The following is an 18,583-nucleotide window of genomic DNA, read 5'->3' on the forward strand; positions in this document are numbered from 1 at the left end:
AGTTTAACCAGACGCTTGGTTCGGCGGCTATCACCTAATTCGGTATGGTAGAAGGTATCCTTGGCCCATTGCTCTTGCTCAGCATCTGTTGAAAACATAGTCACTTACCTCAACTTATGATTTTTTGTTGAGATCAGTCAGGCAGATAAAGGTTCAAAAAAAATCCCTCGATTCTCATCGAGGGATTTGTGTAGGAAAGCCAGCGTAACAACGGGGCTTATCGCTTTTCGAGTAAACCGTTTTTTAGAACGGAATATCGTCGTCAAAGTCAGGCAGATCGTTATACTGCTGCTGAGGTTGCGATTGTGGCTGAGATTGCGGCGCGGCTTGCTGCTGAGGCGGCGGCTGGTTGAAGTTGTTTTGTGGCTGTTGAGGCTGGCCCCACCCACCTTGTTGCTGCGACTGCTGCATTGGCTGACCTTGACCTGGTCCGGCACGGCCACCAAGCATTTGCATGCTGCCGTTAAAGCCTTGCACCACCACTTCTGTTGAGTAGCGGTCTTGACCACTTTGATCTTGCCATTTGCGCGTTTGCAGCTGCCCTTCAATATAAACTTGCGAGCCCTTACGCAAATACTCGCCAGCCACTTCTGCGGTCTTACCAAACAGAACCACGCGGTGCCATTCGGTTTTTTCACGCATCTCGCCAGTGCTCTTGTCGAGACTCAGAGGTCGCTAGGCTTAAGTTCGCCACTGCACCACCGTTCGGGAGATAACGGATTTCCGGATCATTGCCCAAATTACCAATCAAGATGACTTTGTTTATGCCACGGCTGGCCATAGGTGACTCCCACTCTTGTTACGCGCGAAAACATTTTCGCCTACTGGATAAATAAACACGAAGTCTAGCACGAGCGCCCAAGAGGTTCGATGCTTTTCCACGCGATCTGGTTCCAGATTCTGCATTCACGCTACGAACCTAAGAATGGTCGTACGCTTACATATACGTAGACAACAAAAATAGTTTAGACTGAATAAAGTCCCCGCGTGAGCGCCTCTCTGCGCTGAATTATGCAATAATACGCACATCGGTGAGCACGCTTTACGTCAGATAAGTAGGAACTTTATGAGCAAGGCAGAAACCACGTCCGATTCTTACACACTGCTTCTCATCTCTCAGCCCAGCATGTCTGTCTCTGCATTGATCGCGTGTTTAGAAAAAGAAATCCGCGGCACCGTTGAACTCGTGAGTCCAGATACGATTCACGAAAAGCTTACCGAGCGTTCTGGGTTAGTCCTGATTGATTTAAGTGCCTTTGACGACACCGCCACCGAGCGTCTTAAACATGCACTCACACCGTATGCTGATCAGCATGTGTTTGCTCTCCTCAATGCCCATGATCTTACCGCGAAGGAATTGGCAAGCTGGCCCTTTATTAAAGGGGTATTTAAGAAAGACGATGAGCTAAGCCATCTGTGCTACGGCGTTGAGAAGATGTTCTCGGGAGAATATTGGCTCCCCCGCCACAAAATGGCGGCGCTGATTCACTACTATCAACAGCATTATCAGCAAACTATCGATGAACAAGCCATCGTGCTCACCAACCGTGAGCAAGAAATCTTACGGCATCTGGTCACAGGCGCATCGAATCAAGATATTGCCAATGCGCTTGCGGTCAGCGAGCACACGGTTAAATCGCATTTGTATAATGTTTTCAAAAAGATAAATGTAAAAAATCGCGTACAAGCTGTTTTTTGGGCGAAAAACAACTTATCGTTAATCGGATCGGTCGGGCTCGAACTCGGTCCTGACAGTTACGATGATTAATCGCGAATACATCCTCCCGATCCCAACGGCGCACTCGCGCCGTTTTTGCAATAAGGAAGTCGCAAATGGCCTTTGATGTTTTTAATGGCGATGCCGACGGGCTAACCGCACTGGTACAGTGGCGCCTCGCTTATCCTCAAAACACCACCCTCATCACTGGTGTGAAGCGGGATATTGCGTTGTTGCAACACGTCCCAGTTGAGACCGAACAGGTCAATGTGTTTGATATCTCGATGGCAAAAAATCGTCCTGCCTTAGAGGCCTTATTGCAGGCGGGAGCCAGCGTTTTTTATGCAGACCACCATGACAGTGGGCCGCTTCCGACCTCGCCGTTATTGGATGCGCACATTCATACTGCATCGAATACCTGTACCGCACTGATTATTGACGCCCTACTCGGTGGCCAATATCGTCATTGGGCGCTCGTGGGCGCTTATGGTGACAACCTGAACCGCAGTGCTGACGCCCTAGTGAAGCAAGGCGAGATCGATGCCGCCACGCGCGACCGCCTACAGCGCTTAGGGGTGTATCTAAACTACAACAGTTATGGTGCCAGTTTGGATGATCTACTTATGCCGCCTGCAGTGCTTTATCGCCACATTGCCGGATTTGAAACGCCTGACGACTTTATGCAAGCCTATCCAGATATCGTGATGGCGCTCGCGGAGGGATACCAAACCGATCGTGCTCATGCAGAACAACTTACTGCCGAGTATGACTATGCCGGTGGTGCCGTCTATCTACTACCCAATGCGCCTTGGGCGCGGCGTATCAGCGGCATGTTCGGCAATCAGCTTGCCAACCAATCGCCCGATAAAGCTCACGCGGTATTAACGCCAACACCGGATGGAGACTGGATGGTTAGCATTCGCGCCCCCTTAAACCGTCCCCTAGGCGCAGTGGCTCTCGCACAACAATTTGCCACTGGCGGAGGGCGAGAAGGCGCGGCTGGAATCAATGCCTTGCCACAAACAAAGCTATCCGACTTTGTATCGGCTTTCAGTCGCCACTACCCGTAAGTTTGCTCAGCCTCTTATCTCTGTCTCGCGTGAGCATGGGTAAAGAGTGTGAACTAACGCATATTCATGTCGTCAGAGTCTGGGTGAGCGATGAGTGAGGGCGTGCGTTTCGCTATACTGGAGCGATCGCGGCTTGCTTCCCTGCGCGTCGCCCAGCAAAATAATGCCCAACCTATTGCTGTGGATGGTGTATTTGATTGCCATTCACGTAAATCACGCTGCGGCCTGTATGGCCACATCAGTGACGAATAAAGGATCCAAGATGATTAACAAATGTCTGTTCCCCGCCGCCGGTTATGGTACGCGCTTTCTACCCGCGACCAAGTCCATGCCCAAAGAGATGATGCCTGTCGTCAATAAACCATTGATTGAGTACGGTGTTGATGAAGCACTTGAAGCAGACATCCACGGCATGTGCATTGTAACGGGTCGCGGTAAGCATGCGATCATGGATCATTTCGATAAGAACTATGAGCTGGAGCATCAGATCAGCGGCACCAACAAAGAAGTGCTGTTGGATGATATCCGTAACACCATCGAAAAAGCCTCGTTTACCTATATTCGCCAACATGAAATGCGTGGCTTAGGACACGCCATTTTAACCGGTCGTGAACTGGTGGGTGATGAAGCATTTGCGGTCGTGCTGGCGGATGACCTGTGTATCAACCCGGGGCATGGCGTGCTTAAACAAATGGTGGCGCTATACAAACAATTTCGCTGTTCTATCGTCGCGGTGGAAGAAGTACCCGAAGATGAGACCCATAAATACGGGGTTATTTCCGGGCAAGAGATCAAAGACGACCTTTTCCGCGTAGACAACATGGTGGAAAAACCTGACCCGGGTACAGCGCCGAGCAATTTAGCCATTATCGGCCGTTATATTTTAACCCCTGATATTTTTGAACTGCTCGAAAACACACCACCGGGCAAAAACGGTGAAGTGCAAATCACTGACGCCTTGCTCAAGCAAGCGCAAGCCGGATGTGTGTTGGCCTATAAATTTAAAGGGGAGCGCTTTGACTGTGGCAGCGTGGAAGGCTTTATCGAAGCCACTAATCATTGCTATCAAAACCTCTACTTAGGCGGCAAAAACAAAGACGAAGCCACGGTTAAAAACCCGTAACCCCCGCTCTGCGTTGCGTCTCGACGTAAGGACTTTCCACCTTGGCAAAAGGCTGTGTAAATATACAGCCTTTTTTGTTTGGTCACAGCGCCGTCTGTGCGATACTGGGCACCGGTGACCAATAAGTGAGCTGACTGAGAAGTAGGATAACAATGGATAATATCGACGTCAGAGGCGCGCGTACGCACAACCTCAAAAACATCAACCTAACTATTCCCCGCGATAAGTTGATTGTCATCACCGGGCTCTCTGGATCCGGAAAATCATCTTTAGCCTTTGATACCTTGTATGCAGAAGGACAACGTCGCTATGTTGAGTCTTTGTCGGCTTATGCGCGCCAGTTCCTCTCTTTGATGGAAAAGCCCGACGTTGATCATATTGAAGGCTTGTCCCCCGCTATCTCCATTGAGCAAAAATCAACCTCGCATAACCCGCGCTCAACCGTGGGTACCATCACCGAAGTGTACGATTACTTACGCTTGCTGTATGCGCGGGTCGGGGAGCCTCGCTGTCCGACCCATGATGTGACCTTGGCCGCTCAGACGATTAGCCAAATGGTCGATAAAGTGCTTGCCCTACCAGAGGGCAGTAAACTGATGTTGCTCGCCCCGATTATCAAAAACCGCAAAGGCGAGCACGTTAAAACTCTCGAAAACCTTGCCGCACAGGGCTTTATTCGCGCACGTATTAATGGCGAAGTCTGCGATCTGTCCGATCCACCGACACTCGAACTACATAAAAAACACACCATTGAAGTGGTGGTAGATCGCTTTAAAGTCCGTGAAGATCAACAGCAACGCTTAGCGGAATCGTTTGAAACCGCCCTCGAGCTCACCGGCGGCAGCGCGGTGATCAGCTGGATGGATGGCGACGGCGAAGAGCTGATCTTCTCTGCCAATTTTGCCTGCCCGCATTGCGGTTACAGCATGCAAGAGTTAGAGCCACGCCTGTTTTCCTTTAATAATCCGGCTGGCGCTTGCGGCACCTGTGATGGCTTAGGCGTACAACAGTACTTCGATCCTAAACGGATTATTCAAAACCCTGCGGTCAGCCTCGCCGGTGGGGCTATTCGAGGCTGGGATCGACGCAATTTCTACTACTTTCAGATGCTACGCTCACTCGCTGATCACTACGACTTTGATCTCGAGCTGCCGTGGCAAGATCTGTCTGGCACCATTCAAGACATTCTGCTTTACGGTTCAGGCCCGAAAGAGATCGAGTTTAAATACGTCAACGATCGGGGCGATATTCGTGTACGCAAACATCCATTTGAGGGGATCCTCAACAATATGGAGCGTCGCTACCGTGATACCGAATCTAATGCGGTACGTGACGAGCTGGCTAAGTACATTGCGACTAAACCGTGTGCAAGCTGTGGCGGGTCACGATTGCGTCAGGAAGCACGCCATGTCTTTATTGATGGCCGCAACTTACCTGAAATTTGCGAGCTGAGCATTCAACAAGCCCTCGACTTTTTTGAACAACTGACCTTATCGGGTCAACGTGCCAAAATTGCCGAAAAAGTGATGAAAGAGATCCATGACAGATTACGCTTTTTGGTCAATGTCGGGCTTAATTATCTTAACTTGTCACGAAGCGCCGATACGCTTTCTGGCGGGGAAGCACAGCGTATCCGCTTGGCGAGTCAAATCGGGGCTGGCTTGGTCGGGGTAATGTACGTGCTTGATGAACCCTCCATTGGTTTGCATCAACGAGATAACGCACGCTTACTCGATACGCTGGAGCATTTACGCGATCTCGGAAACACCGTGCTTGTGGTCGAGCATGATGAAGACGCCATTCGCGCCGCCGACTACGTGATTGATATTGGTCCAGGCGCTGGTGCTCACGGCGGACAAATCGTGGCCGAGGGCAGCCTCGACGATATTCTCAACAATGACAACTCGCTAACCGGACAGTACCTCAGCGGCAAGCAGGCGATTGCCGTTCCAGAGACCCGTCGCCCTCGAGATCCCGACAAAATGTTGGTGCTTAAAGGCGCAACAGGGAACAACTTAAAACATGTCGATTTACACTTGCCCGTAGGCTTATTCACCTGTGTCACCGGCGTATCTGGGTCAGGAAAGTCGACATTAATTAACGATACCTTCTTTAAAGTGGCCCACCAGCAACTCAATGGTGCCACCACCGCCGAACCCGCGCCTTACGAGTCTATTGACGGGTTAGGACATTTCGACAAAGTGATCGATATTGATCAAAGCCCCATTGGGCGTACTCCACGTTCAAACCCAGCCACCTATACGGGGATCTTTACGCCGATACGTGAGCTCTTCGCCGGCACGCAAGAGGCTCGGGCACGCGGGTATAAAGTGGGTCGCTTTAGCTTTAACGTACGCGGCGGTCGCTGCGAAGCCTGCCAAGGCGATGGGGTGATCAAAGTAGAAATGCACTTCTTGCCCGATGTGTATGTGCCTTGTGATGTGTGTAAAGGGAAACGCTACAACCGCGAAACACTCGAAGTGCGCTATAAAGGCAAAACTATCGATGAAGTCTTGGAAATGACCGTCGAAGACGCACGTGAATTTTTCGACGCCGTCCCCGCTATCAAGCGTAAGCTACAAACGTTGATGGATGTCGGTCTGAGTTATATACGTCTAGGCCAAGCCGCCACCACCTTATCAGGCGGTGAAGCACAGCGGGTAAAACTGGCCCGTGAGCTATCTAAGCGCGATACCGGTAAAACGCTATATATCCTTGATGAACCGACAACCGGCTTGCACTTCCATGATATTCAGCAGTTGCTGAATGTGTTGCATCGCTTACGCGAACAGGGCAACACCATTGTGGTGATCGAGCATAACCTAGATGTGATTAAAACCGCAGATTGGATCATCGATTTAGGACCTGAAGGCGGTAACGGCGGCGGTGAAATCATTGCTCAAGGTACGCCAGAAGAGATCGTCAATGTGGTTGGTAGCCATACGGCCCACTTCTTGAAGCCCATGTTGGAGCGATAATGACACAGGCGTTACCCACCCACCGAGTGAAACGAAAACCGCTTACGGTGCCCTTTTTAGGGGCACTGGCGGCGTTATGGCTGATCTGTTTGCCATTGTATTCGGTCGACTTGCCGTTGGTGGGTATTCGCCATCCTGCTGCCGCTCTGTCGTTACTCACGCTTAGCTTGGTATTGGGGTTCGCCGGACTGGAAGTGTGGCGACAGCACACATGGCGCGTCACTCACTTAACTTGGGCGTTAGTGGCCGCCACGCTCTGTGCCAGTGTGCCATATCTTTATCCGCAAGCGGCAACGCTAAATAGCGGCTATGCCATCGCCGCATTGGTCCTCAGCTTCGGTTTTTTCTCCAGCTTACAGCAGTTTATTTTTAATCATGCCCAGCGACAAAAGCTACTGGCCATTTTGATGCTTGCCTCTTGGTTGGCCATCCTCTCCGTCTTAGGCAACCAATCGCCACCGGGCATAGCGCCTTTTAAATTTGAACATTGGGTGCCGCATTTACCCTCTGCCGTGACCCATGCGTTATTACTCACCGGCCTAAGTTTGGCGGCTTATCTGCTCGCCCGAGAGCCAAGTAACCGCTACCGCCATCCCATAACGCAAAGCGTGTTGGTGTTCACGCCTGTGGTTATCCTGCCCGTGCTTGCCATGCAAGGACGACCGCTACTGCTTCTGTTTGCCCTTTGCGCCATTGCTTTGCAACAGGTTTACCTCAGTCGCTTTGCGACGCGGCGCCAGCATCTTGCGTGGCTAGCCGCCATGTCTGCAGGGGCGTTACTCGCGGTGTTCGGGCTGACCGGGCAAGAAAGCTGGCAATGGCTCACGCCTCAAGATAAGCGCGTACTGTGGCTTGCATGGCAGCAATTTCAACAAACGCCTTTTTTTGGCGTTGGCATGGGTCATGGACAAACTACTCTACTGCTCGCATCGGCGGCACATCCGGGACACACTGGCCCCGTGAAATTGCCGAGCGCGTTAGCATTGTGGTTATTGGAAGGTGGGCTTGTGATAGCACTGGCGTATCTTGCGGTGATACTGCCACTGGCGCTTCGCATTATCCGCGCCCCTTCAGGCACGCGGCGTATGCTCGTTGCACTCGTGCTTCCGCCACTCACTGGCTTGCTTATCTATCCGGCCAGCGGTACGCAGTGGTTTAACGGCATTTTACTGCTCATGTGGCTGTACTGGCTGGATAATTTAACCAGCAAATACCAACGAATCACATTTTCTACCGCCGAATATGGGCAGCGTATCGCGACACGCAGTATTGTCACTGTAATGATCTTGGTGGGATTGTTGTGCCTATCATCGGTGTATTTAGCCAATCGCTACCTGCGTGACTCTTTATTAACCTCTCAGCGTATTGCACTCTACCAGCAACATCCATGGTGGCAAAGCAAACTCACCCAAGGGCTCGCGGAACAGCACTTTCAGCACACCCTAGAGACACTGTCGGATGCCGAGCGCCACCAGCACCTGAACCTATGGCTGCAGCATGTGGCACAACACCCCACGTTTGCGGGCTACCAGCATGCTTACCAGATTGCACTGCAAATTGGCGATACGCAGCGGGCGCGCGATATTCAGCAAGAGGCGCGATATTTGTTTCCGCAAGCAGCCAAGGTGTGGACCACTCGCCACACCTTACCGATGCGCACTCCGCCGGAATAACGTACGCTTAGCGCAGTGCGTCGCCCAATGCTTTTAAGCATAGCGCGATGTTTTCTTCACGCGCACTGTAGCCCATTAAGCCAATTCGCCATGCCTTACCAGCGAGATCGCCCAAGCCTGCACCGATTTCGAGGTTATAGGTGTTGAGCAGATGTTGGCGTACCGCGCCATCATCGACGCCATCCGGGATATACACCGCGTTCAATTGCGGCAAGCGATAAGGCTCATCCACCACAAAGCGGATACCTAAATCGTCCAACCCCGCTTTTAAGCGTTGATGCATGGTTCGATGACGCTGCCAAGCGTTTTCAATTCCCTCTTGATATAACTTGAGCAATGATTCATGCAATGCATACAGACTATTGACCGGTGCAGTATGGTGATAACTGCGTTTGCCGTCACCGCTCCAATAGCCCAGCACTAAGCTTTGATCGAGAAACCAGCTTTGCACCTTGTGGGTGCGCGCTTGCATTTTTTCAACGGCACGCGCCGAGAAGGTGACTGGCGATAAGCCCGGGACGCATGACAAGCATTTCTGGCTACCAGAGTAGACCGCATCAAGTTGCCATTCATCGACTTTCAAGGGTACACCGCCAAGTGATGTTACGGCATCAACAATGGTAAGGCAGCCGTGCTCGCGCGCCAGCGTCGCCAGTGTTTGCGCATCTGAGCAAGCGCCCGTGGAGGTTTCAGCATGAACAAACGCGACGATGCTAGCCTCTGGATGCGCTTTTAATGCCGCTTCAACCTTGTCGGGGCTGACAGGCTCGCCCCATGCATCGTCAACCATCACCGCATGCGCACCACAGCGTTCAACGTTTTCTCGCATTCGGTCACCAAACACCCCATTGCGACAGACAATCACGGTATCACCGGGCTCTACAAGGTTAACGAAGCACGCTTCCATTCCTGCACTCCCGGGGGCAGAGACCGCAATGGTAAACGGATTCTCGGTCTGAAAGGCATATTGTAAGAGCTGTTTGACCTCATCCATCATCGCAATAAAAAGGGGATCGAGATGTCCCAACGTCGGACGACTCAACGCCTGCAACACTTGCGGAGAAATATCAGACGGGCCAGGGCCCATCAGGGTGCGCTCTATCGGCTGAAATGAGCGGATATCGGAAATTGAAGTTGCCATAACCTATCCTTGTGTCTGCTAAATTTGCGCTTTCCGTTATAGCATACTTTGTGTTCATCGCCCCATTGTCACATTGCGAACTTACGTGCTAGAGCGCATATTCAACGGGTGGCGGATAGCAGCGATATAGGTGCCTGATCGTCGCTTTGCAACTCAATTGGCGGTTGACAACCACTCACCAGCGCCCGTAATGTAACCACTCACCATGTGGATCAACACATGGCCGAACATACAGAAGAGGTGCATCACTCAGGCAGTTATCACGCGGAGCCCTACTCCAAGGCGTGATAATCAGGGGAGGCGATGCCGAGGGGGTTCCGACAGGGTAAGGAGCCGCCGGCCATGAAGGCTGAATCCTTCAGGCTGTCACTTGTCATCCATTTGGACAGACAGGTGGAGCGCTTCTGGCAGAATGCCTGCCGTTTGCTCTTCCTTTTTGCTCGCGTTTGCGACGTGACTTCTGATGTTCCCCACTGACTTTTAAATATGTTGAATCAATGAGCACGAGCTCAAAAGGGGAAAAGGACGTGAACCCGTTACCATCTATTTCAGTCGCTAAATTTGGCGGCACCAGTGTTGGCACCTTTGCCGCCATGCAACAAAGTGCCGCAGTGATTATGCGCCATCCTGAGACCCGTTTTGTAGTGATTAGCGCATGTGCCGGCGTCACCAACCATCTTGTCGCCTTAGCCCAAGGCATAAAAAACGATGTCTTACGCCAAAACACACTGGATGCAATAGACGCTATCCACCAGCAAATACTGGCAGCTTTGCCCGCTTGTCATCACACCCAAGAAGCAGTGCGAACGCTCCACCAGCAGATTATCTCCTTGAGTGAGCAAGCCTGTGAGGCCCCGAGCGAAGCGCTTACCGATGCCTTGGTTGCCTGTGGCGAGCTTACCTCTACGCACCTGTTTACTCGCTTGCTCGTCCATCTTGGCCTGCCCGCAGTTCGGATTGATGCCCGCGAATATTTGAAAACGGATAGCCAATTTGGTCACGCTATTCCAGATATCGCCCTAACTCAGCAACAGTGTCAGCGCTTGAATGCGCAGCTAGACAATCACATTCTCGTGACCCAAGGCTTTATCGGTGCCGACAAAGAAGGACGAACGACCACTCTTGGCCGAGGAGGCAGCGACTACAGTGCCGCTTTGTTTGCCGAAGCGCTCGGGGCAACAAGCTTGGCGATTTGGACCGATGTACCGGGCATTTATACTACCGACCCACGCCTCGCTGCCAAAGCACGTCCTATTGCTGAGATCAGCTTTAGTGAAGCTTCGGAGATGGCGACGTTTGGCGCCAAAGTGCTCCACCCGTCCACGCTATTACCCGCGGTACGCCAGCATATTCCTGTCTTTGTCGGGGCGGCCTGTGCGCCGGAAAAAGGCGGGACTTGGATCCGAGAACACGCGGAATCATCCCCCCTATTCCGCGCCATTGCGTTGCGCCGAAATCAAACCATGGTGACCTTGACCAGCTTGACGATGTTCCAAGCGTATGGCTTTCTTGCCAGCGTCTTCGCGATCCTAGCGCGCTATCAGATCTCCGTCGATCTGATCACTACCTCCGAAGTCAGTGTGTCTTTGACACTCGATCAAACCAATACACAAGGTGAGGTGCCCCGTTTGCCTGATGCCGCCTTGGAGGAACTCTCGACCTTGTGCCATGTTGACGTTTGCCAACACTTGGCCGTGGTCGCCTTAATTGGTAATGAGATGCGTCATACTCCGGGGGCGGTGACGCCGGTATTTAACGCCTTAGATACCGCCACCTTGCGCATGATTTGTTATGGCGCGAGTAATCACAATGTCTGTATGGTGGTTGATGACGACAGTGCCACCGAGGTGGTGCAGCGTTTACATACACAGCTTTTTGAGTAAAACCCAAAAGAAAAGCCAGCGTGCGCTGGCTTTTCTCGGTTAGGCATTAAGATTAGGGCCTAGCCACTTTTCAGCTTCCTCAAGACACCAGCCTTTACGTGCCGCGTAGCTATCACGTTGATCGTTTTGAATTTTCGCTACCGCAAAGTAACGTGACTCTGGATGGGAAAAATACCAACCCGAAACCGACGCGCCCGGCCACATGGCATAGCTTTCGGTAAGTGTCATCCCCGTATGCGCTTCTACCGATAGCAATTGCCAAATCTTGCCTTTCTCACTGTGTTCAGGACAGGCGGCATAACCTGGCGCTGGCCGGATCCCTTGGTATTGTTCGCGGATCAGGGCGTCGTTATCGAGCGTCTCATCGGGCGCATACCCCCACAAGGTGATCCGAATTTGCTGGTGAAGATATTCCGCAAAGGCTTCTGCGAGTCGATCCGCCACCGCTTGGATCATGATCGCGTTGTAGTCATCCCCTTTCGCTTTGTACTCTTCCGCCAAAGCATACTCACCAATACCGCCTGTCACCGCAAATGCACCAATCCAATCCGGCTGACCGCTGCTTTTCGGCGCAATAAAGTCTGACAAGCAATAGTTCGCACCACGCGGCTTTTGTGTTTGCTGGCGCAAATGATTCAATATCGTGCTCACCGTTTGTCGTGACGAGTCGGTATACACTTCAATATCATCATCCACGCTATTGGCAGGAAAGAGGCCACACACCCCTTTTGCCGCTACCAAGCCTTCTGCCTCGAAACGATCGAGCCAAGCATTGGCGTCTTGATACAAGCGACGGGCTTCCTCCCCCACCAGCTCGTGATCCAAAATCGCGGGGAATTTGCCACTGAGAGACCACGTCATAAAGAAAGGCGTCCAGTCGATATACTGACGTAAGGTCGCTATCGAAACATCATCGTAAACATGGATGCCCGGCTTCGCCGGTTGCGGAGGCATATAGTTTGCCCAATCCGTTTGCCACTTGTTATCGCGAGCCTGCTCCAAGGTCACCGGTGGCGTGCGGGGCGCTTTACGCTGATGCTGCTCACGCACAGTGTCATACTCTTTGGCCAAACGCGCGACAAAATCAGGTCGCTGCGTCTCGGATAATAACGAGGAGCACACCCCAACCGCACGCGACGCGTTGGGTACATAGACCACGGGCGCATGGTAATGCTGCTCAATTTTCACCGCGGTATGGGCTTTGGAGGTGGTCGCACCGCCAATCAGCAGAGGAATATCAAACCCTTGTCGCTCCATCTCTTTCGCCACGTTCACCATCTCATCTAACGATGGGGTGATCAGACCCGATAAACCAATAATGTCGACGTTTTCTTCTCGGGCCACCGACAGGATTTTATCGGTCGGCACCATCACGCCGAGATCAATAATCTCAAAGTTATTGCACTGCAGCACCACGCCCACAATGTTTTTGCCAATGTCGTGTACATCGCCTTTGACGGTGGCAAGCAGGATCTTGCCATTAGTCTGCCCTTGCTGCTTTTCAGCGTTGATGTAAGGTTCAAGGTACGCCACCGCTTGCTTCATCACCCGAGCCGACTTCACCACTTGTGGCAGGAACATCTTGCCTTCGCCAAACAAGTCCCCAACCACGTTCATGCCCGCCATCAACGGGCCTTCAATGACTTCTAGGGGTTTACTCGCTGCCGCGCGAGCCAGCTCGGTATCTTCAACAATAAATTCTGTAATGCCTTTGACCAGTGCATGTTCCAGCCGCTTTTCTACTGGCCAGCTACGCCACTCCGCGGTTTCCGCGACCTCGCTCTCACCACTATCACGATAGCTGTCGGCGATCTCCAATAACCGCTCCGTGGCACCATCGTCTTTGTTGAGCACCACATCTTCTACTGCCAAGCGCAGCGATTCAGGCAAATCATCATAGATGGCTAACTGGCCCGCATTGACGATCCCCATGTCCATGCCATTTTTGATGCAGTGATACAAAAACACCGCATGAATAGCCTCACGGACGGGGTTGTTGCCTCGAAACGAAAACGACACATTTGAGACACCGCCAGAGATCATGGCATGCGGTAAAGTTTGCTTGATATCAGCCACGGCGTTGATGAAGTCGACCGCGTAGTTATTGTGCTCATCAATGCCGGTGGCAACCGCAAAAATATTAGGGTCGAAGAYAATGTCTTCCGGCGGAAAACCGACTTGCTCGACCAGAAGATGATAGGCCCGCGTACAGATTTCTACTTTTCGTGCCTGAGTATCGGCCTGTCCTTGCTCATCAAACGCCATCACTATCACCGCTGCACCATAGCGACGGACTAAACGTGCTTGGTGAAGAAAGGCTTCTTCTCCTTCTTTGAGGGAAATAGAGTTGACGATGCCTTTCCCTTGAATGCACTTAAGACCGGCTTCAATCACCTCCCATTTGGAGGAGTCAATCATCACAGGCACACGGGCGATATCCGGCTCGGCCGCGCACAGATTGAGAAATCGCACCATGGCCTTTTCGGCATCCAACATACCCTCATCCATATTGATATCGATGATTTGGGCGCCGTTTTCCACTTGCTGCAATGCCACTTCAAGCGCTTCGTCATATTGCTCTTCAACGATGAAACGTTTAAAGCGTGCTGAGCCGGTCACATTGGTGCGCTCACCCACATTAACGAACAAGCTATCGCCATTAAWGGTTAGTGGCTCGAGTCCAGATAAGCGACAGGCGACGGGATGGGCCGGCAAGGGGCGAGGAGGATGCGTCGCAACAACATCACTGATCGCTTGAATATGTTCGGGGGTGGTCCCGCAACAGCCACCGACCAAGTTGATAAAGCCAGATGCCGCCCACTCATCAATGTGTGTCGCCATCTGTTCAGGAGAGAGATCATATTCGCCAAAGGCGTTGGGCAAGCCCGCGTTAGGGTGGACAGAGACAAAGCCCTCGCAAATGTCGCTCAGCTCTTTGACGTACTGGCGCAATTCCGCCGGCCCGAGCGCACAGTTCAAGCCAAAAGACAGTGGCTCAACATGACGCAAGGAGTGATAAAAAGCGGCGGTGGTTTGTCCGGATAAGGTACGCCCAGATGCATCAGTGATGGTGCCGGAGATCATAATGGGCAGGCGCAAACCACGAGCATCAAAGACCTTCTCCACCGCAAACGCACAGGCTTTGGCATTCAAGGTATCAAAGATGGTCTCCAACATGATGATATCTACACCGCCCTCAATGAGGGCTTCGGTAGACTCAGCATACACGTCGACTAACTGATCAAAACTGACATTGCGAAAGCCCGGGTCATTCACATCCGGTGAGATCGAACACGTTCGGTTAGTGGGCCCTAACACACCCGCGACAAAGCGGGGTTTAGTTGGCGTTTTCGCCGTCCACGTATCAGCAACCTCACGCGCAAGCCGAGCGGCCGCTAAGTTGATTTCCGCACTCAGCGCTTGCATGTCGTAATCGGCCATCGCGATTTGGGTGGCGTTAAAGGTATTGGTTTCAATAATGTCCGCGCCTGCAGCCAGATAATCACTATGTAGGGCAGCGATTTTATCGGGTTGAGTCAGCACCAGAAGGTCATTGTTACCTTTTACATCACAGTGCCAATCTTTAAAACGCGCGCCACGATAATCGGCCTCATTGAGCCCTAGCCCCTGAATCATGGTGCCCATACCACCATCGATTACCAAAATACGTTCGCGCAGTTGCTGTGTCAGTCGGTCCATACTCATTACGCTTATCATCTTCCTCATTGCGATAATTTCATCCTACCACAGCGAAAATGGAAATCTAGACGTCTATTTAAATGAATTAATATTGATCTATTTCAAATCTGCTGTTCGTTTTGGAAGCGATTTCTATTAATATTTTGTAACTCTTTTTTCCACTCCCTAGCCGTATCAGGAATGATGTATGTCAACCTACGCTATCCTCAGCTTTATGGCCGCTGCCGCCATTATCATCGCGTTTATTAACAGTAAAATTAGCCGCGTCCAAACCACCATCGCAATCACGGCGGGTGCACTTTTACTGTCTTTAGGGATAGTGATTGCCGGTCAGTATCAAGCCCTGCCTCTAAAGGCGATTGCCGCGCAAACTTTAGGGGATATTCATTTTGAGGAGTTTCTCCTTGAGGGTGTGCTTGGCTTTCTACTTTTTGCTGGAGGGCTGGGCGTCAAACTGCCTTCGTTTTCAGACCAAAAATGGGAAATCACCACTCTTGCACTCGGTGCGACGCTGCTCTCCGTGTTTTTAGTGGGATCTGGTGTGTGGGGCGTGTTCCAACTGATTGGGGTACAATTTGATTATATTTACTGCTTACTTTTCGGCGCCCTGATCTCACCCACGGACCCCATTGCCGTGCTTGCGATTGTCAAAAAATTACATGCCCCCATGCGTATTACCACCCAAATCGAAGGCGAGTCGTTGTTTAACGATGGTTTTGGCTTGGTGGTGTTTGTGACTATTTTCACCCTCGCATTCGGACATCAAAACCCAACTTTGGCGGGCACCCTGTCGCTGTTTGCGCAAGAAGCGATTGGCGGCATATGTTACGGCCTAGTTTTAGGCTATGCCTTTCACCGTTTGATTTGTGCCACTAACGATCACTCCATGGAGCTGTTGCTCACTTTAGCCATTCCCAGTGCTGGCTATGTGCTCGCCGATATGCTGCATGTTTCCGGACCACTGGCAATGGTCGTCTCCGGGATCATGATCGGTAACTGGACCCGCTTTATTGGCTTTTCCAAAGAAAGTGAAGATCACCTCGACCATTTCTGGGAACTGGTCGATGAATTTCTTAACAGCTTACTGTTCTTGCTCATCGGCTTAAGCTTGTTGCAAATCACCTTTCATGAAGAGGACTGGATTGTAATGGGTTGTGTCGTGCCTTTAGTGCTAGCGGCTCGCTATTTGAGTGTCAAAGCCTGCTATCTCGGTTTCCGATGCTTTCGCGAATATAACCCGTGGGCTGTGCGCATTCTCACATGGGGAGGATTGCGTGGAGGCCTCGCCTTGGCCATGGCCATGGCGGTACCAGCTGGCATTATTGTGGTCCCAGAAAAACAAATCGATGTCAGAGAGCTGATTTTGGTGATGACTTACGCGGTGGTGGTGTTTTCTATTTTGGTACAAGGCTCAACCATGACCGGCATGGTTGATAAAGCAAACGCAGCTCAAGACGAGATGGACAAGCGCCTTCAATGAACTCCGCTCCTTTGTCTATCATAAAGGCGCCAGATGGCGCCTTTTTTATTCATCAAGCGTAAAGTTAGACGCTGAAAATGTATCCAAATCGAAGGGGGTTTGCTGATAGACACAATAGTTCAGCCAATTCGCAAACAGTAGATGCCCGTGACTGCGCCAACTCACATACGGTGGCTGAGAAGGATCGTCATCCGGGTAATAGTTAATGGGGATCACCGGCTCCATCCCCTCCTCTAAATCACGGTGATACTCATCATGCAAGGTATGCGCATCATACTCAGGATGCCCAGTGACAAACACATTGCGCTTATCTTTGGTCGCGGCCAGATACGTACCCGCCTCATTAGAGGTGGCTAAGATATCCAGATCGGTATGTTCATCCAAATAATGGGGAGAAAAGTCTGCATAACGTGAATGAGGCGCTAAGAAGCTATCATCAAAGCCGCGTAATAGCGGATGCTTAGATAACTCCCTATTTACCTGATGGCGATAAACACCTGATAGCTTTTCTTTGCGGGTTTTCTTAGGCAAATCGTAAAGTAGCTTTAATCCTGCTTGCGCAGCCCAACAGATATAGAGTGTGGAGGTGACATGTTGGTGTGCCCAATTCATCACATCCTGTAAATGCTCCCAGTAAATCACGTCCTCAAATTGCACTAAGCCGAGAGGCGCGCCTGTCACAATCAAACCATCAAAGTTACGCCCCCGCACAGCCTCAAACTGGCGATAGAAGGTATCAAGATGTTCAGTCGGCGTGTTCTTGCTTGGTCGGTTGTCTATCCGTAAAAGCTCAACATCCACTTGCAAAGGGCTATTAGAGAGCAGGCGCATAAATTGCGTTTCTGTCTCGATTTTCTTTGGCATCAGGTTTAGAAGCAGGACTTTCAGCGGACGGATGTTTTGGCTTACCGCACGCGTTTCTGTCATCACAAAGATATTTTCACGCCGCAGAATATTGGTCGCGGGAAGTTGGTCCGGAATTTTAATCGGCATCACTGCCTCCTAGAGATGTTTAGACGTCCAGATATCTAATAACATAACGCAGCCCATTATGGAGCTCAAGCAATAATCACGCAGGATAAAACAATACTCTATTGAGGATAGAAAGGAATCGGTATGGAAGGACAATACGTAAAAACGAAAAAGCCCTCCGCGAATGCGGAGGGCTTAAAAATAACTCTTGGCAGTGACCTACTCTCACATGGGGAGACCCCACACTACCATCGGCGCAGCAACGTTTCACTTCTGAGTTCGGCATGGGTTCAGGTGGTGCCGTTACGCTATGGCCGCCAAGAAAATACTGGTGCTGATAGGCAGATTTGAACTGCCGACCTCACCCTTACCAAGGGTGCGCTCTACCAACTGAGCTATATCAGCGAAAACACTTCATCAAAGTCTTACACATATCTGCTTTGATGATTAAATTCGTTTTTGCCTTCAGATTTTTCAAAAATCTGAAAACAAGAAAGCAAGCCTGGCGATGTCCTACTCTCACATGGGGAGACCCCACACTACCATCGGCGCTGCTTCGTTTCACTACTGAGTTCGGCATGGAATCAGGTGGGTCCAAAGCGCTATGGTCGCCAAGCAAAATTTTGTGTGTCTTCACTTTTCAGTCAAAACACTTAATCTAGAAAGCTGTTCGTTCTCGCCACAATCAACTGGCTTATTTTAAGTCCAACCCAAAACCTCTTGGGTGTTGTATGGTTAAGCCTCACGGGCAATTAGTACAGGTTAGCTCAACGCCTCACAGCGCTTACACACCCTGCCTATCAACGTCGTAGTCTACGACAACCCTTTAGAGAGCTCGAAGCTCTAG

At 51.2% G+C, this 18,583-nt stretch carries 11 protein-coding genes, 1 tRNA gene, 3 rRNA genes, 1 pseudogene and 1 riboswitch; of the genes and pseudogenes, 7 read left to right on the forward strand and 9 right to left on the reverse strand.

What is annotated here, in order from left to right; all coding sequences use genetic code 11:
• A partial coding sequence (locus BZJ18_RS14995) for a transposase DNA-binding-containing protein (protein WP_131825295.1) occupies positions 1–98 on the reverse strand: 98 nt, incomplete at its 3' end.
• A 145-nt stretch (positions 99–243) separates the two neighbouring features.
• Positions 244–781: pseudogene (locus tag BZJ18_RS15000) on the reverse strand (single-stranded DNA-binding protein).
• 285 nt (positions 782–1,066) lie between these two features.
• On the opposite strand from BZJ18_RS15000, the gene BZJ18_RS15005 reads away from it, so the two are divergent.
• From BZJ18_RS15005 to BZJ18_RS15025, 5 genes are all read left to right on the forward strand, one after another.
• Positions 1,067–1,768 carry a LuxR C-terminal-related transcriptional regulator gene (locus BZJ18_RS15005; RefSeq protein ID WP_069588187.1) on the forward strand — a complete coding sequence of 234 codons (702 nt, stop codon included), beginning with the start codon at positions 1,067–1,069 and terminating at the stop codon, positions 1,766–1,768.
• Positions 1,769–1,833: 65 nt separating this feature from the next.
• Positions 1,834–2,787 carry an acetyltransferase gene (locus BZJ18_RS15010; protein ID WP_077457968.1) on the forward strand — a complete coding sequence of 318 codons (954 nt, stop codon included), beginning with the start codon at positions 1,834–1,836 and terminating at the stop codon, positions 2,785–2,787.
• 262 nt (positions 2,788–3,049) lie between these two features.
• A complete protein-coding gene (gene galU, locus BZJ18_RS15015; RefSeq protein WP_069588192.1) occupies positions 3,050–3,910 on the forward strand; it encodes a UTP--glucose-1-phosphate uridylyltransferase GalU in 861 nt (286 codons plus the stop codon).
• A 152-nt stretch (positions 3,911–4,062) separates the two neighbouring features.
• On the forward strand, positions 4,063–6,888 hold the full coding sequence (gene uvrA, locus BZJ18_RS15020; RefSeq protein ID WP_069588194.1) for an excinuclease ABC subunit UvrA: 2,826 nt from the start codon (positions 4,063–4,065) through the stop codon (positions 6,886–6,888).
• Positions 6,888–8,561 (forward strand): Wzy polymerase domain-containing protein, encoded by a 1,674-nt coding sequence (locus BZJ18_RS15025; RefSeq protein WP_077457970.1) that lies wholly within the window; start codon positions 6,888–6,890, stop codon positions 8,559–8,561. The genes uvrA and BZJ18_RS15025 overlap by 1 nt, the downstream gene beginning before the upstream one ends.
• A 7-nt stretch (positions 8,562–8,568) precedes the next feature.
• On the opposite strand, the gene BZJ18_RS15030 is transcribed toward BZJ18_RS15025, so the two are convergent.
• On the reverse strand, positions 8,569–9,702 hold the full coding sequence (locus BZJ18_RS15030) for a pyridoxal-phosphate-dependent aminotransferase family protein (RefSeq protein WP_069588197.1): 1,134 nt from the start codon (positions 9,700–9,702) through the stop codon (positions 8,569–8,571).
• 227 nt (positions 9,703–9,929) lie between these two features.
• A riboswitch (Lysine riboswitch) is annotated at positions 9,930–10,114 on the forward strand.
• 85 nt (positions 10,115–10,199) lie between these two features.
• On the opposite strand from BZJ18_RS15030, the gene lysC reads away from it, so the two are divergent.
• Positions 10,200–11,585, forward strand: a complete 1,386-nt coding sequence (gene lysC / locus BZJ18_RS15035) for a lysine-sensitive aspartokinase 3 (protein WP_077457972.1) — start codon at positions 10,200–10,202, stop codon at positions 11,583–11,585.
• A gap of 39 nt (positions 11,586–11,624) precedes the next feature.
• Here the strand turns inward: lysC and metH are convergent, their stop codons facing one another.
• A complete protein-coding gene (gene metH / locus BZJ18_RS15040) occupies positions 11,625–15,290 on the reverse strand; it encodes a methionine synthase (protein WP_241824989.1) in 3,666 nt (1,221 codons plus the stop codon).
• A 181-nt stretch (positions 15,291–15,471) separates the two neighbouring features.
• Here metH and BZJ18_RS15045 point away from each other — a divergent pair, with 181 nt between their 5' ends.
• The gene (locus BZJ18_RS15045; protein ID WP_069588200.1) at positions 15,472–16,764 is read left to right on the forward strand and encodes a cation:proton antiporter; all 1,293 of its coding nucleotides are present in this window, start codon (positions 15,472–15,474) and stop codon (positions 16,762–16,764) included.
• Between the two features lie 45 nt (positions 16,765–16,809).
• On the opposite strand, the gene metA is transcribed toward BZJ18_RS15045, so the two are convergent.
• The 5 genes from metA to BZJ18_RS15070 form a co-directional block, all read right to left on the reverse strand.
• Positions 16,810–17,757: a homoserine O-acetyltransferase MetA gene (metA, locus tag BZJ18_RS15050; RefSeq protein WP_077457974.1), complete on the reverse strand. Its 948-nt coding sequence runs from the start codon at positions 17,755–17,757 to the stop codon at positions 16,810–16,812.
• Positions 17,758–17,942: 185 nt separating this feature from the next.
• Positions 17,943–18,058 (reverse strand): 5S ribosomal RNA (rrf, locus tag BZJ18_RS15055).
• 7 nt (positions 18,059–18,065) lie between these two features.
• Positions 18,066–18,141, reverse strand: a tRNA-Thr gene (locus tag BZJ18_RS15060).
• A gap of 95 nt (positions 18,142–18,236) precedes the next feature.
• A 5S ribosomal RNA gene (gene rrf, locus BZJ18_RS15065) occupies positions 18,237–18,352 on the reverse strand.
• 115 nt (positions 18,353–18,467) lie between these two features.
• Positions 18,468–18,583, reverse strand: a 23S ribosomal RNA gene (locus BZJ18_RS15070); the annotation flags it as partial.

The sequence above is a fragment of the Salinivibrio sp. IB872 genome (genome assembly GCF_001995345.1).
GTDB lineage: Bacteria > Pseudomonadota > Gammaproteobacteria > Enterobacterales > Vibrionaceae > Salinivibrio > Salinivibrio proteolyticus.